This window comes from Achromobacter sp. NCFB-sbj8-Ac1-l, from assembly GCF_052695805.1.
This window is the reverse complement of the sequence record NZ_CP199812.1, coordinates 4,844,318-4,868,892: the sequence shown is the minus strand read 5'-3', so window position 1 is coordinate 4,868,892 and position 24,575 is coordinate 4,844,318. Positions and strand designations below refer to the sequence as shown.

Genomic DNA, 24,575 nt, shown 5'->3' with positions numbered 1-24,575 from the left:
CTGCGCCATCGTGCCCATTCCCTTCCTGCGCCAGCTCACCGCCGTCAGCCGTACGCCGCAGGCCAATCGGCGGCTGGCCTATATCCTGACCTTCACCGCGGGTGCGGTCAACGCGGGCGGCTTCCTGGCCGTGCAGCAGTACACCTCGCACATGTCGGGCATCGTCTCGATGATGGCCGACCACATGGCGCTGGGCGGCCTGGCGGTGGTGCTGCAGGGGCTGGCTGCTCTGCTGTCGTTCCTGGCGGGGGCGGCCACGTCGGCCTCGCTGATCCACTTCGGGCGCCGTTCGCACCTGGCCAGCGAGTTCGCGCTGCCGCTGCTGGTCGAGGCCGTGCTGCTGCTGGTGTTCGGTCTCTTGGGTGCCAACCTGGAAACGTTACGCTGGTTCTACGTACCGGGCACCGTGATGCTGCTGTGCTACATCATGGGCCTGCAGAATGCGATGATCACGAAGGTGTCGAAGTCCGAAATCCGCACCACCCACGTGACCGGCATGGTCACCGATATCGGCATCGAGCTGGGCAAGCTGTTCTACTGGAACCTGGCGCGATCCGACGCCGCGAATTCGCCACCCGTGCGGGCCGATCGCGGCAAGCTGGTCGTCTTGGGCGCGATGGTCACGTTGTTTTTCACCGGCGGCGTGGTGGGCGCGTATTCGTTCTTCCATTACGGCTTCGGGTCCACGTTGCCGCTGGCGCTGTGCCTGATGGTGCTGGCGGCAGTGCCGGTGGCCGACGATATCCGCGGGTTCTTCTCTCGGCCGTGATGCCCCGCGGCGTCCGGCATGCGGCCATTGTGTGAACCGTCGTTGCCGCGATGCCGGCCTAGGCTTTCGCGTAGGCCAGGAAGACCTGCAGCGCGGCGGCCGTCTGCCCGTGCAGGCTGGCCAGGCGCGCGTCCTTGGCCGGCTCGGTGATGGCACGGCCCTGGGCGTCGAGCGCATAGGGCTGGCCCAGCACGCGTGCCATATCGATCTGGAAGAAGCTGCTGTCGCCATACGGGCGCTTGCCGTCGATGTACGGCATGGGCCAGTAGGCGTCGCCTTCGCGCAGCACGGCTTCCAGCGCACCTTTGCCCGCTTCACGCCAGTTGGCCGCACGCAGCAGGGCAAGGTGCTCGCGATGCAGCCGGAAAAAGCCCTTGGCGTCCACGCCACTATCCGGAAAGTCGAAGGCCTCGCGCCGTTGCGGCGGCAGGGCATAGCGGCCGGGCGGCAACTGACCGATACCGCGCACATAGGCGGGCACCAGCCGGCAGACCTCGGCCATGCGCTGCGTCGCCAGGCGGCTGTCGGCCGTACCCAGCAACGCCATCGCCGCGGCCACCGTGTCCTTGCCGCCCAGCGGATATTCGAATTCGATGCCGGGCGCGCCGGATTCCACAGGAATCCAGATCACGCCCAGGTGGCGCATCAGCTTGGCGTGGTCTGCGCCGTAGCGGATGCCTGCCAGGTCCGCCTGGAACACGCGGCGGATGATGGCCTCGCGGTCGTTCGGCGCTGCGCTACCCGCGGCAGTTGCCATGCGCAAGGGGGCGCAGGCCAGCGCCGCCATCGCCAGTGCCAGGGCGCGGCGGGGCGGGCAAGCGAGCGGTTCAGGGGGCGGCATGGACGTGTCGGACTGCATAAGGGGCATGAGGGCGATTCCTGGGGCTGCGGGCGGCTGTTGCGCCGGGGGGACCATGGCCTTGAATGAAGCGGCTAGCGCGGCAACGACGCCCGTTCGGCCTCGGCTCGCGCATAGCCGGGCTGCACCCGTAGCGCGGCCTCGAAACTGGCGCGGGCGTCGGCCTGGCGGCCCAGCCGCCGCAGCAGCAAGCCCTGGTTGGTCAGGATCTGGGCGCTGGGCGGCGTGGCCGCCACCGCTTGTTCGTACGCTTTCAGTGCCTCCGGAATGCGGTCCAGGCCGTCCAGCAGCGCGGCTTCCAGGTTCAGCCCGATGCTCCATTGCGGATAGCGCGCGGTCAGGGCGCGCGCCGTGGCCAGTGCGTTGGGCAGGTCCCGCAACTCGGCCTGCGCACCGGCCTTGTTCACGTAGAACCAGCGGTTGTCCGGGGCCAGCGTGATCGCCTCGTCGAACAGCTTCACCGCGGCGGCCTGCTGGCCGTTGATGGATTGCAGCTTGCCCAGGAAGTTCTTGACGTCGGCATTGGCCGGCTCGCGCTGCGACAGGGCTTCGGCAATGCGCTGCGCCTGCGCCGGATCGTTGGCGCGCAGCGCGGCGGAGATCTGCTGGTTCATGTCCTGCAGCGGCGCGGGCCATTGCTGGATGCGGGCGCGCAAGGCGGCGCTCTCCGAAGCCAGTTCGGCCTTGTAGGCATTATCGAATTCCAGGGGCTGCGCTTGCGCGGGGGGGCCGACAAGCAGCAAGACGGCCAGCAGGCCGGATACGGCGGCGAGAGGTAAACCGGACAACGATCGAACCGTACGAAGCAGCGTTGCGGTCATGAGCGGGCGGGTAGGGGTCACAGGGACCCCTACGATATCCCGGATGCGACTACTTGGGCATCAACACGCTGTCGATCACGTGGATCACGCCGTTGGATTGGTACACGTCATAGGTGCTGATGTTGGCCACACCGCCCTTTTCGTCCTTGACGGTCAGGTTGTGCTTGCCGTTCATCATGACCCAGAGCTTGCCGCCGCTGGCCGTGGTCAGTTCGGTGACGCCACCCTTCCTGGCCTTGGCGGCCAGGGCGTCGAAGTCCAGTTTGCCCGGCACCACGTGGTAGGTCAGGATCTTGCTCAGGGTGGCCTTGTTTTCCGGCTTGACCAGCGTGTCGACCGTGCCGGCGGGCAGCTTGTTGAAGGCGGCATTGGTGGGCGCGAAGACCGTGAACGGGCCCTTGCCCTGCAGCGTATCCACCAGGCCGGCGGCTTTCACGGCCGCGACCAGGGTGGTGTGGTCGGCGGAATTGACCGCGTTGGCAACGATGGTCTTGCTGGGCATCATCGCTTGTCCACCCACCATGACGTCGGCCGCGTAGGTCGGCGACAGGGTCAGGGCGGAGCTGGCGATGGCAATCGAGGCTAGCAATTTCATGACGATCTCCTTTGTGTTGGCCGTCACGAACACATACGGGGCTGGCGTTGGCCTGGATGCAAAACAAGAGTTGGGATAAACCCTAGGAGCGTGCCCCGACGCCTGTGTCGCCAAGCCTTTGCCTTGACGCCACGCGAGTATGAGCATTATTCGGGTGCTTGTTCCCGATGCTGCCCTGACGCCAGACAGGTAGTATCAAGGGGTCTTGCCAAGCCGCGCACCGGCGCGCGGCACCGCCCGCGAATGGAGTAATTCGCTATTTTCAGGAGGATAAATACAAAGCATGGACGCGGAATTCTGGTTGGAACGCTGGCGCGACGGTCGCACGCATTTTCATCAAACGCGCGTGACGCCTCTGTTGCAGAAATACTGGCCGACGCTGTCGGTGCCCCCCGGGGGCAAGGTGCTGGTGCCGCTATGCGGCAAGTCGCTGGATATGGTGTGGCTGGCGGCCCAGGGCTTTCAGGTATTGGGCGTGGAACTGTCCCAATTGGCGGTCGAGCAATTCTTCACCGAAAACGAGCTCAAGCCCGTCATCCACGACACCGCCTACGGCAAGCATTATGTCGCGGGCAATATCGAGATCATCTGCGGCGATATCTTCAAACTGGATGCGCAACTGCTGTCGCACTGCGTGGGCGCCTATGACCGGGCGGCCCTGATCGCCCTGCCGGCGGACATGCGCGGCGCCTACGTGCGCCACGTCTACGGGCAGTTGGCGCCGGGCTATCGCGGCTTGCTGATCACCCTGGACTATCCCCAGGAAGAGATGGAAGGCCCGCCGTTCGCGCTGGTCGATACCGAAGTGCGGGCCTTGTTCACCGGTGTGTCGCCGGCCGTCATCATCGACCGCCGCGACATCCTGGCCAAGGAACCCAAGTTCGCCGAACGCGGGGTCAGCCGGCTCGATACCGTGGTGTATCGGCTGGGCGTGCAGGCCTGAGCGCGCCCCAGGGGGCGGCGCGAGCCGCTTCCCTTGGCAAAAGCCGCTTAGAAAAACCAGCCGCCGCGCGTCAGGTCCTTTTCGCAGCTTTTGTACTGGCTGGCGAATTTGTCGGCGCGCGCCTGCACCTTCTTCGATACCGTCTTGAGCCAGGCCTTGCGGTCGTAGCTGCGGTTGCGGTAGCCGGTCCAGCCTTCGTGGTAGTTCAGGTACTGACCGTAGGCATCCGACTTGGACACGCCGTTCAGGCGCTGGGTCTTGTTCATGTACCAACCCATGAAATCCAGCGCGTCGGCGAAATTGTCGCGGCTTGAACCCCAGCCGCCGGCGTCTTTCTTGTAGTCGCCCCAGGTCTCGTCCTTGGCCTGCGCGTAACCGTAGGCGGAACTGACCCGACCCCAGGGGATGATGCCCAGGAAGTAATAGCGCGGCGGCACGGCGTCCTGCTTGAACGAGGATTCCTGGTACATCATGGCCATCGGCACCTGCACCGGCGCGCCCCATTTTTTCTGCACCTTCAACGCGGCATCGTGCCAATCGGGCTTTTCGCGGAAGATGGCGCAGATGTTCTCGGGGTTCGAGGGCGGCGCCGTGGCGCAGCCGGCCAGCGCCGTCAACAGCGGCAGCGGCAACAAGAGCCGTGTCATTGGCAGTCTTCTCCTGGGGCCGGCGGGCGGCAGTGAGGGGTTTGTGTCATTGGTTACGGTGATTGTATGAAAACGTATCGCCAAATAAGTTCCGTCCCCGACTAATTTCCTGCCTGGCCGGGCGATGCCCCTTGCTTGCCTTGCGCAGTGCCAAATAAAAACGGCCCCGGATCGCTCCGGGGCCGTCTGCAGGCAGGCCTGGCTGGCGGTTGAGGCTTACACCTCGATCACGTCGGCCACGTCCTTGTAGTCAGCGATCTTGTCGAAGTTCAGGTACTGATAGATCTGGTCGCCGCTCTTGTTGATGACGCCCATGTCGGCCATGTACTCGTCCTTGGTCGGAATCCGGCCCAGCTTCGAGCAGATGGCGGCCAGCTCGGCCGAACCCAGGTACACGTTGGTGTTCTTGCCCAGGCGGTTCGGGAAGTTGCGGGTGCTGGTCGACATGACCGTCGCGCCTTCACGCACCTGGGCCTGGTTGCCCATGCACAGCGAGCAGCCCGGCATTTCGGTACGTGCGCCCGCCGTGCCGAACACGCCGTAATGGCCTTCTTCGGTCAATTGCGTGGCATCCATCTTGGTGGGCGGGGCCACCCACAGCTTGACGGGGATGTCGCGCTTGCCTTCCAGCAGCTTGGACGCCGCGCGGAAGTGGCCGATGTTGGTCATGCAGCTGCCGATGAACACTTCGTCGATCTTGGCGCCGGCCACTTCCGACAGCGTCTTGACGTCGTCCGGGTCGTTCGGGCAGGCCACGATGGGCTCGTGCACGTCGGCCAGGTCGATCTCGATGACGGCGGCGTATTCGGCGTCGGCGTCCGGCTCCAGCAGCTTGGGGTCGGCCAGCCAGGCTTCCATTGCCTTGATGCGGCGGCCCAGCGTGCGTTCGTCTTCGTAGCCGTTGGCGATCATCCACTTCAGCATCACGATGTTGCTGTTGATGTACTCGATGATCGGTTCCTTGTTCAGGCGCACCGAGCAGCCGGCGGCCGAACGTTCGGCCGAGGCGTCCGACAGTTCAAAGGCTTGTTCGACCTTCAGGTCGGGCAGGCCTTCGATTTCCAGGATGCGGCCGGAGAAGATGTTCTTCTTGCCTTGCTTGGCCACCGTCAGCAGGCCTTGCTTGATGGCGTACAGCGGAATGGCATTGACCAGGTCGCGCAGGGTCACGCCAGGCTGCAGCTTGCCCTTGAAGCGGACCAGCACCGATTCCGGCATGTCCAGCGGCATCACGCCGGTGGCGGCGGCAAAGGCGACCAGGCCCGAACCGGCCGGGAACGAGATGCCGATGGGGAAGCGGGTGTGCGAGTCGCCGCCGGTGCCGACGGTGTCGGGCAACAGCATGCGGTTCAGCCACGAGTGGATCACGCCATCACCCGGGCGCAGCGACACGCCGCCACGGGTGCTGATGAATTCCGGCAGCGTGTGGTGCGTCTTCACGTCCACGGGCTTGGGGTAGGCGGCGGTGTGGCAGAACGACTGCATCACCAGGTCGGCCGAGAAGCCCAGGCAGGCCAGGTCCTTCAGCTCGTCGCGGGTCATCGGGCCGGTGGTGTCCTGGCTGCCGACCGAGGTCATCTTCGGTTCGCAGTAGGTGCCCGGGCGAATGCCGCGGCCTTCCGGCAGGCCGCAGGCGCGGCCGACCATCTTCTGGGCCAGCGTGAAACCCTTGCCGGTGTCGACCGGGTCCTTGGGCAGGCGGAACAGCGTCGACGGCGGCAGGCCCAGCGCTTCGCGCGCCTTGCCCGTCAGGCCACGGCCGATGATCAGCGGAATGCGGCCGCCGGCGCGCACTTCGTCGAACAGCACGTCGGACTTCACTTCGAATTCGGCGATGACTTCGCCGTTCTTGAGGGCGCGGCCTTCGTAGGGACGCAGTTCAACCACGTCGCCCATTTCCATCTTGGACACGTCCAGCTCGATCGGCAGGGCGCCGGCATCTTCCATCGTGTTGTAGAAGATCGGGGCGATCTTGTTGCCCAGGCAGACGCCGCCAAAGCGCTTGTTCGGCACGAAGGGGATGTCTTCGCCCGTGAACCACAGCACCGAGTTGGTGGCCGACTTGCGCGAGGAACCGGTACCGACCACGTCGCCCACGTAGGCGACCAGATGGCCCTTTTCCTTCAGCGATTCGATGAACTTGACCGGGCCGCGCTTGCCGTCTTCTTCCGGCTGGAAGGCCGCGCCGTCGCGCTTGTTCTTCAGCATCGCCAGGGCGTGCATCGGAATGTCGGGGCGGGTCGTGGCGTCGGGAGCGGGCGACAGGTCGTCGGTGTTGGTTTCGCCAGGCACCTTGAAGACCGTGATGGTCAGGCTTTCGGGCAGTTCCGGGCGGCTGGTGAACCACTCGGCATCGGCCCAGCTCTGCATCACGGACTTGGCGTTGGCGTTGCCCTTGTCGGCCTTTTCCTTCACGTCGTGGAAGGCGTCGAACATCAACAGCGTCTTTTTCAGCGCATCGGCGGCGATGGTGCCGATTTCCGCATCGTCAAGCAGTTGGACCAGCGGGCCAATGTTGTAGCCGCCCAGCATCGTGCCGAGCAGTTCGGTCGCCTTGGCGCGGCTGATCAGGGCACAAGCTTCCGAGCCCAGGGCCACGGCGGCCAGGTACGACGCCTTGACCTTGGCGGCGTCGTCCACGCCAGCCGGCACACGGTGGGTCAGCAGCTCGACCAGGTTCTGCTCTTCGCCGGCAGGCGGATTCTTCAGCAGTTCGATCAGTTCAGCGGTTTGTTTGGCCGTCAGGGGCAGCGGGGGAATCCCCAGAGCCGCGCGTTCGGCAACGTGTTGGCGGTAAGTATCCAGCATGTGAGGCCTGCTTAAAGTCGGGTTGGAAGAAGGGTTGTCGGCAGGAATTGTAGAAGGAAGAGGGGGCGCAAGCAAATGTCTTATATCTTATATAAGACTTGAGTCGATAGCCGTTGCGGGAAGGCCACGGCGTCTGCGGATGACGCATGCCAGACGGGGTTGGCCGGGGCGTCTTGCAGGGAGTTGTCCGGTGGAGACAGCGCCCTGAAGGGAATAAATGGGGACGGAAAAAGGGGGCTGGCTGCCCCCTGATGTACCGGTATCGGCGAGCGCGGATGCGGGGCGCGCCCGGTCCGCGCCTAGTTCGCCTTGGCGTCGTAGACCACGGCCACCCGGGCGAAGTTGCCGCCGTATTGCTTGACGTCCACCTTGAACGGCGCGCTTTCGCCGGGCTGGAGCTTGGGCAGTTTCAGTTCCGAATACTGGGCGCCCGACAGCTTGTCCTGCGCGTCGTACAGGCTGACCCACACCTTGACGCTCTCGACTTCGGCCTTGTCGTCGTTGCGCACCCGACCGTGCACCACCACATACTTGTAGCGGAAGCGGTAGGTGAAATTCAGCGTGCCGGTACCGACGGCCGCCTCGGTGTTGTCGACGGTGATGTCCAGCTTGGGACGCGTGCCGGGCAGCGCGGCGCGCTTGGCGGGCTGCCAAGCGGTCTTGATCTCGCTGTAGCGCTCGAAAGCCTCGCCTTGCAGCCGCACGGGAATGCGCTCGCCGGGATACAGCATGGACGGCAGCGGCCATTCCTGGCGCAGCTTCAGCGGGCGCGAGCCGTCGAACACCGACAGCGTCAAGCCGGGCGACAGGGCAATGTAGCCATCGCTGCGGTTGACGACTTCGGCCAGCAGCAGCGGACGCTCGATCTCGTCCAGCAGGCGGCGTGGCGGCGACAGCGTCAGCGCCGCCGGGTCGAACAGCGCGAAGCCCGGGTCCAGCAGCTCAGCCGTGGTCAGGCGCACGTGGTCGATGACGCGCGTATCGGCGGGGCTGACCCGCACGACGCGGCTGGCGGGAGGCGCGGGCTTGGCAGCCGGCGTCTCGGTGGCCATTGCGGCCTGCGTCGTGGTCGTGGCCTTGGCCTGTTCCCAGGGCAGCAGGCCGTTGTACTTGGCCAGCGCGTAACCGCTGGCGGCCAGGATGACCAGCACCAGTCCGGCCTTGGCGGGCAGGGACAGGCGCTTGGGTTCGGAACGGCTAGCTTTCACTTTGCACCATGTAATCGTAGGACCCGACCTTGCCCTCGGACAGCATGTCGCAGTTCACGTCGAACGTGGTCACCGCGCCGGGGGCGAGCGAGTTGGCCGAGCCATACCCGGTGCCGGTGCCGATCAGCTTGCCGTCTTCGCCATACAGCATCACCGTCACCTGCGTGCTGTTGGATGCGGTCGTGCCCTGGTTGCGCAACAGGCCGACCAGGCGATAGTCGCCGGCGTTGCGCACCAGTTGCACCTTGTCGGCGGCAATCTCCAGCGCGGTGCTGCGGGCGCGGGACGGCACGCTGGGCTCCAGGGTGTAGCGGGTGTAGGACGTGTCGGGCAGCGAGATCACCACCGGCGTGTATTCGCCGGGCTGCAGCGTGCGTGCCAGTGGCGACCCCGTCGCCGACGACAGCGTCAAATCGCCCTGGTAGAAGGTGGCGGTGACGCGAGGGCTGTCGATCTTTTCCCCCGTCTCGTTGCGCATCACCATGACCAACTGGTTGCGGTTGCGCACACGCCTTTCCTGTACGTCGGTCAGCTTGACCAGCGAGGCGTCCAGCGGGGGGATGACCGGCGACGGACGGTAGGGGGCCCGGGTTGACGAGCCAAGATTCAACGTCAGCGGCACCAGGATCGCCGCCAGCACCACCAGCACCATCGCCACGATGGCGGCCGGTTGCAGCTTGGCCGCCGGCGCGGGTTGTTGCATGCCGCGCAGGATCTTCTCCAGCCGCTGGGCGACATTGTCCTCGACCAGGGTCACGGCCTGGCAGTGGCTGCACTGGTACTCGTTGGTGTCCAGCTTGATGAACTGCGCGCTGCCGCAAGTGGAGCAGGTCAGTGTCACCGTATTGATCGTGGTCTGTTTGGGCGTCATGCTGGGCGGAAAACGCGCCGGGCTCGGCGCGGCGCCGGGATGGCGCGGCAAGACCCGGCAGAGCGTGGCTTACAGGGCGGGAAGGATAGCGGGGGGAGACGGGGGGCTGGGTGCATGAACGCATCCAGTTATGACAAGATGTGTGGATGGGCCCCGGACGCCGGCTTTCCGGTCGCAGCCCTGGCGGCGGCCGCAGCCAGGGGGCCGGCAAGGGAGCCAGGCCCTTGCCCCCCGGTGCTATCATCGCCCGCGTCCAATCGCCTTATTGAATACGCCGTTCCCAGTCGTTCCGCCCTGGGCCGCCTTCTGCCGCGGTCGGGCCGAGCCGAGGCAGGTCAGGCTCCGCCCGAAGCATGAGCATCTTCCAACACGTCTTGTTCCTCGCCTGCGTGGCGCTGGCTACCTATGCCCAGACCATGACGGGTTTCGCCTTCGGCCTGGTGCTGCTGGGCCTGTCCGGCGTGTTCCAGCTGGCGTCCGTGTCCGACGTGGCCAACGTGGTCAGCGTGCTGTCGCTGGTCAACGCGGTCGTCACGCTGGCCCGCGCCAAGCCGCAGGTCAACTGGCGGCTGATGGCGCCGGCCCTGGCCAGCAGCCTGGTCGGCGTGGGGGCGGGGGTGGCCGCGCTGGCGTGGATCAGCGGGTCCATGGCGGTGCTGCTGCAATTGCTGCTGGGCGTCACCATCATGGCCTGTGCCGTGCTGCTGGTGGCGCGCACCCAGCCGCTGGCGCGCGTGTCATCGCGCGCCTCGTTCCTGTTCTTCGGCGGCGTGTCGGGCGTCTTGGGCGGCCTGTTTTCCAGCGCCGGCCCGCCCATGGTGTATCACCTGTACCGCCAGCCCCTGCCGCTGGCGTCCATCCGCAACAGCCTGCTGGTGCTGTTTTCCTTGAATGCGGTGGTGCGCCTGGCGCTGGTGACCGGGCAGGGCGCGTTCAAGGCAAATTCGGTCTGGCTCAGCCTGCAGGCCCTGCCTGTGGTGATTGGCGTGACCTGGGCGGCGCGCCGCTATGGCACCGCCGGGTCCATGAAGACCATCAAGCGGATGGTCTTCGTGCTGCTGGTGGCGGCCGGGCTGGGCTTGGTGGTGCCCGCGACCCGAACCCTGGCGGGCGGATAGCCGCCAGGGCGTTGCGGCATGGCGGTCGGCCGCCGCGTGGCAAGGTCAGTGCGGCTGGCCGGAAATATAGCGTTCGAGTTCGGTGATGATGAACTTCTGTTCGCTCATGACATCCTTGACCAGATCGCCGATGGACACCAGGCCGACCAGCTTTTGCTCATCGATGACCGGCAGATGGCGGAAATGCCGTTCGGTCATCAGTGCCATGCAGTGTTCGCGGGTGTCTTCGGGACGCACGTAGAAGACCGAATCGGTCATGATGTCGCGCACTTTGGTCGTGCGCGACGAGCGGTCCTGCAGCACGATCTTGCGGGCGTAGTCACGTTCGGTCAGCATGCCCAGCACCTCGGTGCCATCCACCACCACCACGGCGCCGATGCCGCGCTCGGCCATGGTCTTGATGGCGTCGTACACCGAGGAATCCGGCGAGACCGTCACGACGGCGGGGTTGGCCTTTTCCCTGAGAATCTCAGCAACTTTCTTCACGATGTGCTCCCGAATCGCTGGCAAGGTTCAAACGCCGGCCCCTGCCGTGCGCCTGCGCGCGGCGAGCGGTGTGGCCGTGGCTCCATCCTAAGCCCGGGGCAGGGATTGCTGCAAGCGTCCGATAAATGGCGAGCCGGTATTGGGGCAGGGGCTCCCGGAGCAGATGGCTGTGGTCACGTCCGCCGTAGAAAATGCCAATGATGGTCACAGATGCATGGTCGCCCACTTTATAGGCAATCGTGCAGCGTCGTTGGTGGTGCAGAAATCGCACATCGGGAGTGACGGTATCGCGCTGCGCACCCCTGTTGGGAAAACCCACCAAGTCCAGACAGGCCCGTACAACATCATCGATGTATCGATCCGCCGCACGGGCTGATCCCGCAGCGCTGAAGTACCGCTGCATTTCAATGATGTCGCGCAAGGCATCGGGGGCAAACACGACGTGTGTCATGTCAGCGCGATGGGCGAGATGATGCGCGCTCGGCGGCGAGCGCGGCCCGAACGTCGTTGATGGTCAGCAGTCTAGAGGGATCTGCCTGGCAAGCCGCACTGATCGCCTCGATTTGTCTGATCCAATCTTGTTCAGTGAGATGTTTTTCCCTGTGAACATATCGGGGCGGGAGTGGCACGGATTTGCGGTTGGCCGTCAACGCAGTGGAATAGGGGGGGATTGGGCAGCGCAGCATGGAAGGCTCCTTGTCGTTTTGGACAAGGACAGGCTACGTGTTGCTCTATGCCGCTACAAGCGTTTCGACCCCGTCAATACGTCCGATCTTTATTCCGATGATGTCGTGTGCCGAAAACAAGGGATCTATTTTCGGAGTCTGCGGCCATCCACAATAGCGAATACTGTCAACATCGCCGATTATGGGACATCACTTTCGTTCCAAGGAGTCCCCGGGCCATGGACTTGATCTCTTGCCCGCCATTGGCCGCTAGCATATGTCACGCGTGCGAAACGATGGCGGAATTACGTGCATACACCACGTTCGCAGACGAATACAGGAAAGCGGCGCTAACAGAGTTAAGCCATCCTGAATATCGTGAAGCGGGTTTGATGGCCCTGTATGAACTGGCGCAGGCTGAAGGTCAGATACCGTTTCACACTTGCGCCATAAGGTCATGCCAGCTCGGCGGCGGCACGCAAGCGCAGGCCGCCGCCCCACATCACCTCAACGAATCAGGAACCCCGCGCCCACCGGGTCATTCTTGTCGATGACCCAGCGTGCCGTACCCAGGATGCTGGCGGTGCCCTTGACCGTGGGGCGCACCGCGCGGGTGCCGTTCAGGTTCACCTCGCCCAGCAGGCAGCCTTCGAAGGTGCCGCTGCCCAGCAGGCCTTCCGACCTGATCGGCTGGTTCAGGCCCATCTTGCCGCGCGCCTCGAACATCGCCATCATCGCGCTGGTGCCGGTGCCGCCGGGCGAACGGTCCAGTTGCCCGGCGCTGAACACGTGCACGTTCTTGTAGAACGCGCCCTCGATCGTCGGCTGGTGCCAGAACGTAATGAAGTTCAGGTTGTTGATGTGCGCCTCGGTCGGATGCTGGATGTGGTGGCGTGCATTGAGCTGGTCGCGCACCAAGAGGCCCATGCGCGACAGTTCCGTGCCATTATCAGGCGAAATGCGCAGGTCGCAGTTCGACAGGTCGACGATGCCGAAGTAATTGCCGCCCCACACGATGTCGGCCGACAGCTTGCCGTAGCCCGGCAGTTCCACCGGGATGTCCTGCGCCGCCACGTAGGCCGGCACGTTCTCGAAGCGCGTCCACAGCACGTTGTCGCCTTCGGACGCCACTTCCGACACCACCAGCCCCGCGGTGGTCTCGAAGCGGATGCGGGTGATGCCGTCCTTGCCGCGCGGCACCAGGCCGTTGGCCACCATGGCCATGCTGACGGCGATGGTGCCGTGGCCGCACATATGCGAATACTCGGTGCCGTCGATGTAGATCAGGCCGGCGTCGTATTCGGGGCTGGACGGCGGCGTCAGGAACACGCCGAACATGTCCTTGTGGCCGCGCGGTTCGCGCATCAGCGCCTTGCGCAGCCAGTCGTAATGCTGTTCCAGGAACGCGCGCTTTTCCAGGATGGTCGAGCCGGCGGGGTACGGAATGCCGCTGTGCACGATGCACAGGGGCTCGCCTTCCGTGTGGGTATAGATGACATCGAACGCGTCTTGCTTGCGCATGACAGAAGCTCCAGGCGGTAGATAGAAGAGAAAAGTTATTTGCCGCGTTCGGACAGCATGTCCAGCCCGACGGTCAAATCCAGGATCACGATGGCGACGACCGCAGCCACGATCGTGGCGCCCGATACGGCTGCGATGGTCGGATCAATCGTGTATTGCACATAGTTGAAAAGCTTCACCGGAATCGTGTTCAGGTCCGCGGTGGTGTTGAAGATGGACAGCTCCACGTTGATCCACGACGAGATGAACGCGAAGATCGAGCCGGTCACGATGCCCGGCCGGATCTGCGGCAGCACCACCAGGAAAAACGTCGTCCAGGGGTTGGCGCCCAGGTCGGCGGAGGCTTCTTCCAGCGCCCGTTGTTCGGGCGTCAGCAACGTCAGCGTGGATCGCAGCACGAAGGGCGCGATGATCACGACGTGGCCGATCAGCAGCGACAGGAAGCTGCGCGTCAACCCGAAGTACGCGCCGAACTGCAGCAATGCCGCGCCCAGCACGATGTGCGGCAGCACCAGTGGCGACATCAGCACCGAGGTCAACGCGGCCTTGCCCGGGAAGTCATAGCGCGCCAGGGCCAGCGCGGCCGGCACCGTCAGCAGCACCGCCGCCACGGTCGCGGCCAGCGCCAGCACCGTGCTCGTGGTGAACGCGGCCACGTAGCCGGCTTCCACCAGCAGCGTGCGGTACCACTCCAGCGTCCAGCCCTGCGGCGGAAATGCCAGGTACGGCGTGGCGGTGAACGACGCGCCCAGGATCACCACGAGCGGCAGCGCCAGGTAGGCCAGCACGACCAGCGCGGTCAGGCGGATCAGGTGGCGGGCGATCATCGTGCAGCTCCCGGCAAGGCGGCGGCGCGGTTGGCCAGCGCCACCAGGATCAGGGTGAAGACCAGCAGCACCATGCTCAGCGCGCCGCCGTAATGAAAGTCGAACACCGTGCTGTATTGCTGAAATATCAGCATCGACAGCACCGTGACGCGGCCGCCCGACAGCAGCGCCGGCGTCACGTAGGCGCTGACCGCCAGCGTGAAGACGATGATGGCGCCCGAGACCACGCCGGGCAGCGTCAGTGGCCAGGTCACATGGAAAAAGGTCGCGGCGGGGCTGGCGCCCAGGTCGGCGGACGCCTGCTCGCAGGCCGGGTCCACCCGTGCCAGCGCATTGCCCACCGCCAGCACCACGAAGGGCAGCAGCACGTAGACCATGCCGATCAAAATGCCCAGTTCGGTGCCGATGAAGCGCATCGGCCGGTCCACCGCGCCGGTGGCCATCAAGCCCTGGTTGACCAGGCCGTTGCGGCCCAGCAGCACCATCCAGCCAAAGGCGCGCACGATGTTGCTGGTGAACAGCGGCACCACCAGCAGGATCACGCAAGCGCGGCGCCAGGCCTGCCAGCGCACCACGCGCACCAGGTACCAGGCCAGCGGATAGCCCAATACCAGGCACGCCAGCGTCGTGAACAAGGCCAGCCGGAACGTCACCAGGATCACGTCCCAGTGGTATTGATCGGCCAGCACGCGCAGGTACTGGGCGGCCGTGGGCGTCAGTCCGTCGGGCCCGCCCGTGGCGCTGGCCAGCGCCACCACGGCCAGCGGCGCCAGGAAGAACGCCGCGAAGAACAGGACGGGCGCCGCCAGCAGCAGGCCGGGGGAAAGCCAGGCGCGCCGCATCATGGCTGCCCGCCTATCAGGTGCAGGTGCTGCGGCGCGAACGCCAGCGTCACCTGGGCGCCGCCATGCAGCCCCGTGGGCGCGATGCCGCCATGCCGCGCCACCAGCGTCTGCGCGCCGATGTCGACGTGGATCATGCAGTGGCTGCCGACGTTGATCACGTCGGTCACCTTGCCGGTCAGCATGGCCTCGGCGGCCTCGCACAGCTTCAGGTCTTCAGGCCGCAATACCGCCAGGCCGCGCGCTGCCGCCGGTTGCGGAAAATGCGGCACGCGCAGGCCCTGCGCGTCCAGCACCAATGCGCCGTCGTCGGTGGCGGTGTAGGCCAGGAAATTGGCGTCGCCGATGAATTCGGCCACGAACTGCGTGGCCGGGCGCCGATAGATCTCGGTGCCCGCGCCCACCTGCTCGATGCGGCCCGCGTGCATCACCACGACACGGTCGGCCATGGTCATCGCTTCTTCCTGGTCATGGGTGACGAAGATGAACGCGATGCCCAGCCGCGCCTGCAGGTGCTTGAGTTCAAGCTGCATGCGCTTGCGCAGCTTCAGGTCCAGCGCCGACAGGGGCTCGTCCAGCAGCAGCAGCTTGGGCTGGTTGACGATGGCGCGCGCCAGCGCCACGCGCTGCTGTTGGCCGCCGGACATTTCCCGCGGGTAGCGGGCGCCGAAGTCGGCCAGCCCCACCATGTCCAGCGCGTCCCGGGCGCGGGCCGCCGCCAGGGCGCGTGACGCGCCCTGGCGCCGCGGGCCGTAGGCCACGTTTTCCAGCACCGTCATGTGCGGAAACAGCGCGTAGTTCTGGAACACCGTATTCAGCGGCCGGTGGTGCGCCGCCAGGCGGCTGATGTCCTGGCCGTCGATGAGGATGCGGCCGGACTCGGGCTTCAAGAACCCGGCGATCGACTTGAGCAAGGTGGTCTTGCCGCAGCCGCTGGGGCCCAGCAGCGCCACGAACTCTCCCTGCTGGATGGCCAGGTCGATATGGTCCAGCGCCTGGTAGGCGCCAAAGCGCATCGACACGCCTTCGATAGTGAGCAAAGCGGACATGGGAACAGGACCTTGCTCAGCGCTTGCGGGCAACCTGCCGGTTCCACGCATCGGTGACCTCGGCGCGGCGGGTGTTGATGATGTTCCAGTCGAACAGGCTCAGGTTCTTCACCGAGCCTTCCGCGCCCCACGGCAGCTTGCGGGCGACGTCCGTGGACACCTGCACGTCCTTGACCGCGGGGCCCAGGTACAGGCGGGTGGCCAGGCAGGCGGCCGCGTCCGGCGTCAGCGCGGTGTCGATGAACTTCTGGGCGGCGGCCTTGTTGGGCGCGCCCTTGACCAGGTGCAGGCGGGCGTCGGTGGCCCAGGCGCCTTCCTTGGGCACCGTGAAGCCAATGGGCAGGCCCTTGTCGATCAGGTCCCAGGCGCCCACGTTGAAGTGCGCACCGATCACGGCTTCGCCGCTCTGGTAGGCGTTGGTGGCGGCGCCCGAACTGTCAAAGAACAGGGCCGTGTCCAGCGAGGCCAGCTTGGCGTACAGCGGACCCAGGTTCGACGGATCGATGGCCCAGACCCGGGCCAGGAAGAAAATGAACGGCACGCCCGACGAATTGGCGGGCGAGGGCACCGCCACCGCGCCCGCATACTCGGGCTTCCACAGGTCTTTCCAGCTGGTCGGCGGCTGCTTCACTTCCTTGGTGCTGTAGGTGATGCCCAGCGAGTAGTAACCGGTGCTGACGGCGAACACGGAGGCACCCTCGCGATACACGCCCTGGTCGATCACGTTCTTCAGGTTGGGCAGGGCGGCCGGGTCCAGCGCGTCCAGCACGCCGGCCTGCTGCGCCAGCTCGCTGATGCCGCCGTCCATCCAGGCCACATCGATGGTCGGGGCGGCCTTCTGCTGCTGCAGCTTGGCCAGGGTGGTGGTGGACGTGCCGACTTCCGGGACCACCGTCACGCCGGTCGCCTTGGTGTAGGGATCGGCCACGCAGGTGCGGAACGCGTCGCCCCAATTGCCGCCGTACCAGGCGACGGTGATCTTCTGTTGCTGCGCCAGCGCTGCCTGCGACGCCAGGATCAGCCCCGCGCCCAGCGCAGCGGCGCCCAGCGCGCTGCGGGTGTTTGTTGCCATGTCGGATTCCCCTTGTAGATTTGTCGATCCGCGACTCATTGACTCAAGTACCACAGCCACATCTTGGGCGATGCTCGGGAAAACGAGCTTGAAGGCGCGGGACATAAACTTGAATAATTGCGTCATGACTGTCGCCGCGCCCCCTTCGTCCGCGCCGCTCTCCTATGAAGACGGCGACGACCTCCAGCCCCCGGGGAAACCCGCACTGACCGTCGGCCTCGTGTTGCTGGACCAATTCACGCTGGCCGCGTTTGCCGGTTTCGTGGACGTGCTGCGCCTGGCGGGCGACCACGGCGGGCGCAGCCGGCAGATCCACACCGCCTGGCGTGTGATGAGTTGGGACGGCAAACCACGCTGTTCCAGCGCCGGCCTGACCCTCGACGTCGCCGCGGGCCTGCCCGATGACCCGACGCAGTTCGACTACATCGCCGTCTGCGGCGGCAATGACTATTCCAGCGGTCGCATGCCCGAGCCGCTGCGCGACTGGCTGCGGCTGGCGGCAGCGCTGCGGGTACGCCTGCTGGGCATCTGCACCGGCACCTTCGCCCTGGCCCAGGCCGACGTGATCGGCCCGCGCACGGTCTGCGTGCACTGGAACGTGCTGGAAGCGTTTCGCGAGCGCTTTCCGCAGACCCGCGCCGTGGTCGACCGGCTGTTCGTCGACGAAGGCGACCTGATTTCCTGCGCAGGGTCCACCGCTGCGATCGACTTGGGGCTGTACCTGGTGGCGCGCCACTGCGGCCGTGACAAGGCCCAGCAGGCGATGCGCCACATGATGCTGCAGGGCGCGCGACCCGGCCGTGTGCCGCAGGCGCATTTCCGCACCGATCTGTCGGGTATCCAGGACCTGCGGGTGCGCCAGGCCGCGCATTTCATCGAACAGCGCATCGATAATCCGCCGCCGCTGGATGCCATCGCGCGTTATGTCGGCGTAGGCCGCCGGCAATTGGAAAGAGCGTTTCGCCTGGCCACCGGCATGTCGCCCATGGCCTTTCAACGGCAGCTGCGGCTGGAATACGGCAGCTGGTTGCTGTTGAATAATGCCTGCAGCATCACGCAGATTGCCCTGGACTGCGGCTTTGCCGACGGCGCGCATTTTTCTCGCGATTTTCGCGCCCATTTTGGGCAGTCGCCACGCCAGTATCAACAGATACATGGACGCCAGTCCGCTCAGGTCGACGGCGAAACCAGCGTCTTCCCGGCCTAGGCTGGTTACCTCCCGAAACTGCCTGGGCCGGTGCGGTCATCAGCCCTTGCAGGCCACTGCCTTAGCATGGGCGGGTATTGGCATTCCGTTTGGAAGGAGACCTGCATGACCTACGATCTTTGGTATTGGGACGGTATTCCCGGACGTGGTGAATTCGTGCGCCTGGCACTCGAGGCGGGCGGCATACCGTATCGCGAGCGAGCCCGGGAACCCGGCGGTGAAAACGCGTTGCTCAAAGACATGCTGTCCGAACGCAAACACCCGCCCTTCGCGCCGCCTTATCTGGTGGCCGGCAAAATGACGCTGGCGCAGACCGCCAATATATTGCTGTTCCTGGGCGAGAAACACGGCCTGGCGCCGGACACCATCGAAGGCCGCCTGTGGGTGAACCAGTTGCAGCTGACCATCGCCGACATGGTGGCCGAGGCGCACGATACCCATCATCCCATTTCGGCCAGCGATTATTACGAAGACCAGAAGGAAGAGGCCGCCCGGCGGGCACGCAGCTTCCGCGAAGAGCGCATACCGAAATTCCTGGGCTATTTCGAAGGCGTGCTGGGCGGACCGGACGCCTGGTTGGCAGGCGGCAAGCGCTGGACCTATGTGGACTTGTCCTTGTTTCACTTGGTCGACGGCCTGCTGTACGCATTTCCCAAGCGCATGGGCACCCAGGCGGCGAAATTTCCCAACATCATGGCGTTGCATCGGCGGGTGGCGGAGCTGCCCGCGTTGCAAGCCTATTTCGCCAGCGGCCGGCGCTTGCCCTTTGGTGAAGGCATATTCCGCCATTACCGCGAATTGGACGCGGAATGAAAAACCGCCCGGGCGGATATGCCGACTGATCGGGTGCAATTTTTATTTGCGCGCTAAATAAATGGGGCCGTCATCACGACGGCCTTTTCATTATGACGCAGGCATGCGAGAAAAATACGAGGCGGATTCGTATTAACCCCTATTAATTTCCCTGCCTTGGGTTATGCCGTCGCCATGCGGCTTACGTGGTGGTCGGCATAAAGAAGCGCCGTGAAACTTTTTTCTGCGGCGACCTTCTTAAAACATTGAGTGTGCGTGGTTTTTGGGATTAAATATTTTCGACTGGATACATTCTTCCGTTTTTCTGTAATTCACTGACCTGCCGTCGCTGCGATGGTGACGGATATGCAGGCAAGCGTGTGCATGCGGCGCGGCGTGCACTGCCTGATCGTTGGGACGCGCCAAGCAGTCTGCTTCAGATAAGCCGCCGTTTCTTTATCCGTTTCAGAACATTCGTCCCATCCCATGGCAGGAGACGTCAACATGCAATGGCTTACCCTAAACCGCCTGCTCCGTGGCGAGCGCGGCATGCAGAAAGCAGACCTGTATGGCCAGATCGCGGCCATCCACAAGGCTCAGGCGGTTATCGAATTCGATCTCGAAGGCCACGTGCTGATGGCGAACCAGAATTTCCTGGACACCATGGGCTACGAATTGGACGAGGTGCTGGGGCAGCATCACCGCATGTTCGTCGACCCTGGCGAGCGCGAGTCTGCGCAATACCTGGATTTCTGGCAGCGGCTGGGCCAGGGCGCCCACGACGCCGGCCGTTACCGGCGCATGCGCAAGGATGGCGCGGATGTCTGGCTGCAGGCCAGCTACAACCCCATCTTCGACAAGCGCAGCCGCCCGTTCAAGGTGGTCAAGTACGCCACCGATATCACCGCGCAACAGCAGCGCCAGGCCGATACCGAAGGCCAGCTCGAAGCCATTTCCAAAGTCCAGGCCATTATCGAATTCGAATTGGACGGCACCATCATCCGCGCCAACGATTTGTTCCTGAACGCGGTGGGTTATCGCGAAGACGAGGTCGTGGGCCGTCACCACAGCATGTTTGTCCTGCCCGAAGAGGCCCGCGGTCAGGCCTACAAGGATTTCTGGCGCAAACTGCGCAGTGGCCAGCACGATACCGGCCAATATCTGCGCATTGGCAAAAATGGCCGCCAGGTCTGGATCGAAGCCAGCTACAACCCGATTTTCGATGCCGAAGGCCGGCCCTTCAAAGTCGTGAAATTCGCCACCGACATCACCAAGCGATTTACCGCTGCCCAGACGCTGCGCGTGGCCGTGCAGGGGCTGACCGAAAATGCCGAGCGCGCCAGCCAGGCCAATACCCTGGCGCAGGACGCCTGCAAGGTTGCCGAAGAGGGGGGCAAGACCGTACAGGGGGTGGTGCGCACCATGAGTGCCATTACCGACAGCTCCAGGCGCATTTCGGAAATCATCGGGGTGATGGACGGCATCGCGTTCCAGACCAATATCCTCGCGCTCAATGCCGCGGTCGAGGCCGCACGTGCGGGCGCACACGGCAAGGGCTTCGCGGTGGTGGCGGCCGAAGTGCGCAGCCTGGCACAGAACAGCGCCGCCGCGGCCAAGGAAATCAAAGGGTTGATCACCACCTCCGTCGAACAGATCGAAAGCGGCGCCAGCCAGGTCCAATCGGCCGGCGCCACCATGGAAGACATCGTGGCGTCGTCGCGCCGGGTCACCGAGATCATGGGCGAAGTGGTGGAGGTATCCCTGGCCCAGTCGGGCAAGTTGGGCGAAGTCACTGAAGACATCACCCAGATGACCGCCGAAGCCGCGTCCGCCCTGCAGGCGGCCCACGAATTGCATGGCGGCCATGCCGTCTTGAAGCCGGCGGTCAAGCCGGTGGCGCCGTCCGTGCGGGCGCGCCCCGCCGCCAATACGCCGTTGCCGCCCAAGCCCGTATTGGAATACGTGCGGTACTGAACCCCGCGGCGGGCATGCCTGCCGCCCGAGTGCGCTATAAATACGGTCTTGTTTGAACCCGTCGGCCCAGGCAGGCCCCCTGCCCGGGCCGTGTCTTTTGCGGCAAAAATTCAATGACCGAATCCGAAGCCCTGGCGCTCGCCACCCATCGCCACTACAAGGGCGGCCTGTACCGCTATGTGGACACCGCCCGCCACTCCGAGACGGAAGAAACGATGGTGGTCTACGAGCATCTCTGGCCGCACGCGCGCGGCCTGTGGGTGCGGCCGGCCGACCTGTTTTTCGGCCAGTTGGCTGACGGCTCGCCGCGTTTCGCCCCGCTGCGCACGGCGGAGTAGGCCGTGGCCTTCTATTACCGCAGGACACGCCAGACGGGCGCCACTGCCCGACCCGCCGGCGCCGCCCGCCCGCCGTCAGCCGCGCTATCCGCGGCGCTGGACGCCTTGCGCGGCCCGTTCATCGTGGCCGACTTGGAAACCACGGGCTTGTCGACCTCGACCTGCGAGATCCTGGAATTCGCGGCAGTCCGGGTGGGGCCGGGCGGTGCGGCCGAACGGGAATATGCGCAGGTGGTGCGCACCCGCGGCGCGGTGCCGCCCTTCATTTCGCGGTTGACCGGCATTACGCAAGCAGAGGTCGACAGCCAGGGCCTGCCGGTGGCGCTGGCATTCGCGCGGTTCCTGGAGTTCGTCGAAGACCTGCCGGTGTTCTTCCACAACGCGTCGTTCGACCGGCGTTTCCTGGAAGCCGCCGCAGCGCAGACCGGCATGCCGTTCGCCAATGCCACCCATTGCACGCTGGCGCTGGCCCGGCGGGCCTGGCCTGAGCTGCCCTCGCACAAACTGGACGTGCTGGCGCGGCATGTCGGCGCGTCCGAACCCACCCACCGGGCGCTGGCCGATGTGCGCACCACGGTTGCCGTGGCGCTGGCGGCCAGTTCAAGGCTGGCGGCGGCCTGACGCCGCCGCTATGTCAGACGACTTTCTGTTCGTGATGCACCTGCGGCGGTTCGACGAAGAAGCCCGCCACCAGTTTGCGCCATTCTTGAAAATCGGGCGATTCCCGGAAATCCACCATATGGTTTTCGACGGTTTCCCAATCTACGACCAGCGTGTAGCGCTGCGGTTGCTCGATGCTGCGGTACAGCTCCATGCCGTGGCAGCCCCGGGCACGCAGAAAAAGCGGCTTGGCCTGTGCCACGCCGGCTTCGAACAGCGCTTCCTGGCCTTCGCGGACATGGATGCTGGCGATCTCCTGGATCATGATGGTGTCTCCGGATGAAAGGGGCCGGGCAGGCCCCGGCCGGGCGGAGTAGTATGGCTGAAAATTCCCCTCGCGTCGCCGGGCGGGCAGCAGGTTCGCCCTGCCGGCCTCCCGCCATTCCGATGAACCGACAAGCTGTCACCCTGCCGCGCCTGATCGTTGTCCGCCTGTTGTGGTACGCGGCAGTTGGCGCGCTCGCCGTCATGGCGCTGGCCTCGCAGACCCAGTTCAGTGTGGCCGCCGTGCTGTCGGCCATTGCCGTCTATGTGCCGCTGTCGATGCTTGGCCTGCCGTTGATGGCCTGGCTGGGATTGAGTCGCGCCAACGGCATGGCGACCAGGGGGCCGGCGCCTGTGTGGCCATGCTGGCTGACCGGCGGGGCAGGCATCGAGCTGCTGGCGGGCTACCACTTGTCGGCGCGGCTGGAGCTGGCCGAGTGCGGCGTGCTGTTATTGCTCGTCGCGGTGGACCTGGCGCTGGTGCGCCGAGAATCCCTCTGCCTGGCCGGGCGCTTGGGTGCGAACCCACGGGCCTGACCCCGCTGCAAGCGACGTCAGCAAGCATCGCTTGGTCGTGATACGGCTTTGCTCCTTCCATCCTGACAGTCAGCCTAAAGGCTGTCGCCGCTCGGCCTGCCGCCGTGCGCGCTAGGTTACTTGCGCGAGATCGCAGCTCGCCCCCCCATCCTAAAAGCTGAGAAGCGCCGCAGCAATGTCACGCGCGGCGCGTTCCGGCTCGTCCATCTGCATGGCCTGTAGCGGGGTGATCGCAGATTGCACGACATCTTTTACGTCTTCTTCCCCACTCTCTTGGGACCGGTCGCCCGTTTAACCGATATCGACATCCTTAGTGCGGCGCAATCATTCCGTACCAATACGAAAGTCCCAAGCGCCATGTTGCCGGAAGGGCGTACTGCGTCGGGGGGGTAAAGGTCCGCGCCGGTCGGCCACCGGCACCTGTGCATCCGCATGAAGCGGATCAGGAGGAGCTCAAATGAAACAGCTCGCAGCAGTCGCAACTCTGTCCCTCGTCGCGTTCTCCGCCTACGCGACCGGGCCGAGCCCGACCATTTCCGCATCGGGTCACGTCGGTACCATCACCGGCACGGTCTCGTCCGTATCCACCGGGACTTCGGTGGTGTCGACACAGATCAATGGCTACGGCTCTTCGAGCCAGACGTCGTTTGGCGAGACCGGCGGCGTCGCCACTGCCGGTGGCAGCTTCAACAGGGACGGCACCACTGTGGTGACCAGTACCCGCCAGTACGCCACCAGCGAAACCTACGGCCATATCACCGGCAACGCACCGATCATGGTGGGCGACAGCGTCGCCAATGGCGGCGCCACGTTCGGCAGCACCACCACGAACGCCTCGGCAACGGGCACGTTCAAGGCGGGCGCGATCGGCGCCACGGCGGCGATCCACGGTATCGGTCACGTGGGTGGGTTCGGTCACTGAGCAGCAGGCAACCCGGACGGCCTCGGCCGTCCGGCTGGAGGACATCATGAAAACCATTGCGCTTGCCTTATCCCTGTCGCTGGTCGCGTTCTCAGCCAACGCCCAGACCAGCTCTTCCGCTGCGACGACCTCCGCGTCGTCAGGCTCCACCAACGCGGGCAACAACCAGGGTATTACGCTTAATTCCAACAACAGCGGTTCGAGTACCTTGCGCACCGCACCGCCGATCGGCGCGCAGAGCTTCTACGGCTCGTTCTCGTCCGACAGCTGCATGGTGTCGGCCGGCGGCGGCGGTTCAGTCGTGGGGTTTGGCATGAACGTTGCGTTCCCGGTCGAGGACACGAAATGCAGCCTGCGCCGCAACTTCGAACGGACCATGCAGGCCGCCGCATCGACCAAGGACCCCGACCGTTCGCGCCGGCTGGAAACGGCTGCGGTCGACATCCTGTGCCAGACCGACGACCGCACCAAGGCGGCGCTGACCGCGCAGGGCCTGTGCACCAATCCGTCGCTGACGACGGCCGACCATCGTTTCGAAAATCCGACCGTGGCCCAGGCAGCCCCCGCGGCCTCGAATCAGGCAATGTACGCGCCCGCGCAGCCGCCGATGCAGACCGCGCAATATGCACCGCCCGTGTCCGCAACAGCCGCGCAGGCTTATCCGGTGCCGTCGGTACAGAACACCATGCCCAATTCGCCGGCGCTACGCAATCCGCGCATGGATCGCCAGGGGTTGGTGGACTTCTATTCGCCGGGCTGAGATCGTGGCCGGCGAACAGG

General features: G+C 65.1%; 25 protein-coding genes and 1 pseudogene. 11 read left to right on the top strand and 15 right to left on the bottom strand.

Annotated elements, in window-relative coordinates:
- Positions 1-10: 10 nt before the first annotated feature.
- Positions 11-748, top strand: a pseudogene (locus ACUDP5_RS22305) (YoaK family protein); the annotation flags it as partial.
- 79 nt (positions 749-827) lie between these two features.
- Here the strand turns inward: ACUDP5_RS22305 and ACUDP5_RS22300 are convergent.
- The 3 genes from ACUDP5_RS22300 to ACUDP5_RS22290 all read right to left on the bottom strand — a co-directional run bounded on the left by ACUDP5_RS22300 (position 828) and on the right by ACUDP5_RS22290 (position 3,044).
- Positions 828-1,637 (bottom strand): hypothetical protein, encoded by an 810-nt coding sequence (locus ACUDP5_RS22300; protein WP_445657223.1) that lies wholly within the window; start codon positions 1,635-1,637, stop codon positions 828-830.
- A 65-nt stretch (positions 1,638-1,702) separates the two neighbouring features.
- Complete coding sequence (locus ACUDP5_RS22295) at positions 1,703-2,416, bottom strand: tetratricopeptide repeat protein (protein WP_263911566.1); 714 nt, start codon at positions 2,414-2,416, stop codon at positions 1,703-1,705.
- A gap of 82 nt (positions 2,417-2,498) precedes the next feature.
- A complete protein-coding gene (locus ACUDP5_RS22290) occupies positions 2,499-3,044 on the bottom strand; it encodes a fasciclin domain-containing protein (protein ID WP_263911567.1) in 546 nt (181 codons plus the stop codon).
- A gap of 283 nt (positions 3,045-3,327) precedes the next feature.
- Here ACUDP5_RS22290 and ACUDP5_RS22285 point away from each other — a divergent pair, with 283 nt between their 5' ends.
- Complete coding sequence (locus ACUDP5_RS22285; protein ID WP_025139514.1) at positions 3,328-3,987, top strand: thiopurine S-methyltransferase; 660 nt, start codon at positions 3,328-3,330, stop codon at positions 3,985-3,987.
- A gap of 47 nt (positions 3,988-4,034) precedes the next feature.
- On the opposite strand, the gene ACUDP5_RS22280 is transcribed toward ACUDP5_RS22285, so the two are convergent.
- The 4 genes from ACUDP5_RS22280 to ACUDP5_RS22265 all read right to left on the bottom strand — a co-directional run bounded on the left by ACUDP5_RS22280 (position 4,035) and on the right by ACUDP5_RS22265 (position 9,521).
- On the bottom strand, positions 4,035-4,634 hold the full coding sequence (locus tag ACUDP5_RS22280; protein ID WP_025139513.1) for a transglycosylase SLT domain-containing protein: 600 nt from the start codon (positions 4,632-4,634) through the stop codon (positions 4,035-4,037).
- A 216-nt stretch (positions 4,635-4,850) separates the two neighbouring features.
- Positions 4,851-7,442, bottom strand: a complete 2,592-nt coding sequence (gene acnB, locus ACUDP5_RS22275) for a bifunctional aconitate hydratase 2/2-methylisocitrate dehydratase (RefSeq protein WP_263911570.1) — start codon at positions 7,440-7,442, stop codon at positions 4,851-4,853.
- Positions 7,443-7,741: 299 nt separating this feature from the next.
- Positions 7,742-8,650, bottom strand: a complete 909-nt coding sequence (locus ACUDP5_RS22270; protein WP_445657222.1) for an FxLYD domain-containing protein — start codon at positions 8,648-8,650, stop codon at positions 7,742-7,744.
- The gene (locus tag ACUDP5_RS22265; protein WP_445657221.1) at positions 8,640-9,521 is read right to left on the bottom strand and encodes an FxLYD domain-containing protein; all 882 of its coding nucleotides are present in this window, start codon (positions 9,519-9,521) and stop codon (positions 8,640-8,642) included. The genes ACUDP5_RS22270 and ACUDP5_RS22265 overlap by 11 nt, the downstream gene beginning before the upstream one ends.
- A gap of 353 nt (positions 9,522-9,874) precedes the next feature.
- Here ACUDP5_RS22265 and ACUDP5_RS22260 point away from each other — a divergent pair, with 353 nt between their 5' ends.
- Positions 9,875-10,639, top strand: coding sequence for a TSUP family transporter (locus tag ACUDP5_RS22260; protein WP_445657220.1), 765 nt, complete (start codon positions 9,875-9,877; stop codon positions 10,637-10,639).
- A 45-nt stretch (positions 10,640-10,684) separates the two neighbouring features.
- Here ACUDP5_RS22260 and ACUDP5_RS22255 read toward each other — a convergent pair whose 3' ends face one another.
- The 7 genes from ACUDP5_RS22255 to ACUDP5_RS22225 all read right to left on the bottom strand — a co-directional run bounded on the left by ACUDP5_RS22255 (position 10,685) and on the right by ACUDP5_RS22225 (position 17,101).
- Positions 10,685-11,125, bottom strand: a complete 441-nt coding sequence (locus ACUDP5_RS22255; RefSeq protein ID WP_263911576.1) for a CBS domain-containing protein — start codon at positions 11,123-11,125, stop codon at positions 10,685-10,687.
- Complete coding sequence (locus ACUDP5_RS22250; protein WP_445657219.1) at positions 11,109-11,576, bottom strand: type II toxin-antitoxin system RelE/ParE family toxin; 468 nt, start codon at positions 11,574-11,576, stop codon at positions 11,109-11,111. Before ACUDP5_RS22250 ends, ACUDP5_RS22255 begins: the two co-directional genes overlap by 17 nt.
- A gap of 721 nt (positions 11,577-12,297) precedes the next feature.
- Entirely contained in the window at positions 12,298-13,311 is a 1,014-nt protein-coding gene (locus ACUDP5_RS22245; protein WP_445657218.1) for a proline racemase family protein, read from the bottom strand.
- 35 nt (positions 13,312-13,346) lie between these two features.
- Positions 13,347-14,138, bottom strand: coding sequence for an ABC transporter permease (locus ACUDP5_RS22240; protein WP_263911581.1), 792 nt, complete (start codon positions 14,136-14,138; stop codon positions 13,347-13,349).
- Complete coding sequence (locus ACUDP5_RS22235; RefSeq protein WP_445657217.1) at positions 14,135-14,983, bottom strand: ABC transporter permease; 849 nt, start codon at positions 14,981-14,983, stop codon at positions 14,135-14,137. Before ACUDP5_RS22235 ends, ACUDP5_RS22240 begins: the two co-directional genes overlap by 4 nt.
- A complete protein-coding gene (locus tag ACUDP5_RS22230) occupies positions 14,980-16,029 on the bottom strand; it encodes an ABC transporter ATP-binding protein (protein ID WP_263911582.1) in 1,050 nt (349 codons plus the stop codon). The genes ACUDP5_RS22235 and ACUDP5_RS22230 overlap by 4 nt, the downstream gene beginning before the upstream one ends.
- 16 nt (positions 16,030-16,045) lie before the next feature.
- Complete coding sequence (locus ACUDP5_RS22225) at positions 16,046-17,101, bottom strand: ABC transporter substrate-binding protein (protein ID WP_445657216.1); 1,056 nt, start codon at positions 17,099-17,101, stop codon at positions 16,046-16,048.
- Between the two features lie 124 nt (positions 17,102-17,225).
- Between ACUDP5_RS22225 and ACUDP5_RS22220 the strand changes: the two genes are divergently transcribed.
- From ACUDP5_RS22220 to ACUDP5_RS22200, 5 genes are all read left to right on the top strand, one after another.
- Positions 17,226-18,308: a GlxA family transcriptional regulator gene (locus ACUDP5_RS22220; RefSeq protein WP_445657215.1), complete on the top strand. Its 1,083-nt coding sequence runs from the start codon at positions 17,226-17,228 to the stop codon at positions 18,306-18,308.
- Positions 18,309-18,413: 105 nt separating this feature from the next.
- Entirely contained in the window at positions 18,414-19,121 is a 708-nt protein-coding gene (locus ACUDP5_RS22215; RefSeq protein WP_263911586.1) for a glutathione S-transferase, read from the top strand.
- A 483-nt stretch (positions 19,122-19,604) separates the two neighbouring features.
- A complete protein-coding gene (locus tag ACUDP5_RS22210) occupies positions 19,605-21,074 on the top strand; it encodes a methyl-accepting chemotaxis protein (protein WP_445657214.1) in 1,470 nt (489 codons plus the stop codon).
- Between the two features lie 113 nt (positions 21,075-21,187).
- On the top strand, positions 21,188-21,412 hold the full coding sequence (locus tag ACUDP5_RS22205; protein ID WP_263911588.1) for a DUF1653 domain-containing protein: 225 nt from the start codon (positions 21,188-21,190) through the stop codon (positions 21,410-21,412).
- Between the two features lie 3 nt (positions 21,413-21,415).
- Positions 21,416-22,033: a 3'-5' exonuclease gene (locus ACUDP5_RS22200; protein WP_263911589.1), complete on the top strand. Its 618-nt coding sequence runs from the start codon at positions 21,416-21,418 to the stop codon at positions 22,031-22,033.
- Between the two features lie 13 nt (positions 22,034-22,046).
- On the opposite strand, the gene ACUDP5_RS22195 is transcribed toward ACUDP5_RS22200, so the two are convergent.
- Positions 22,047-22,337 carry an antibiotic biosynthesis monooxygenase family protein gene (locus ACUDP5_RS22195; RefSeq protein ID WP_175194581.1) on the bottom strand — a complete coding sequence of 97 codons (291 nt, stop codon included), beginning with the start codon at positions 22,335-22,337 and terminating at the stop codon, positions 22,047-22,049.
- Positions 22,338-22,459: 122 nt separating this feature from the next.
- Between ACUDP5_RS22195 and ACUDP5_RS22190 the strand changes: the two genes are divergently transcribed.
- The 3 genes from ACUDP5_RS22190 to ACUDP5_RS22180 all read left to right on the top strand — a co-directional run bounded on the left by ACUDP5_RS22190 (position 22,460) and on the right by ACUDP5_RS22180 (position 24,555).
- The gene (locus tag ACUDP5_RS22190) at positions 22,460-22,873 is read left to right on the top strand and encodes a hypothetical protein (protein WP_445657213.1); all 414 of its coding nucleotides are present in this window, start codon (positions 22,460-22,462) and stop codon (positions 22,871-22,873) included.
- A gap of 457 nt (positions 22,874-23,330) precedes the next feature.
- On the top strand, positions 23,331-23,795 hold the full coding sequence (locus ACUDP5_RS22185; protein WP_263911592.1) for a hypothetical protein: 465 nt from the start codon (positions 23,331-23,333) through the stop codon (positions 23,793-23,795).
- 46 nt (positions 23,796-23,841) lie between these two features.
- A complete protein-coding gene (locus ACUDP5_RS22180; RefSeq protein WP_445657212.1) occupies positions 23,842-24,555 on the top strand; it encodes a hypothetical protein in 714 nt (237 codons plus the stop codon).
- Positions 24,556-24,575: the final 20 nt, after the last annotated feature.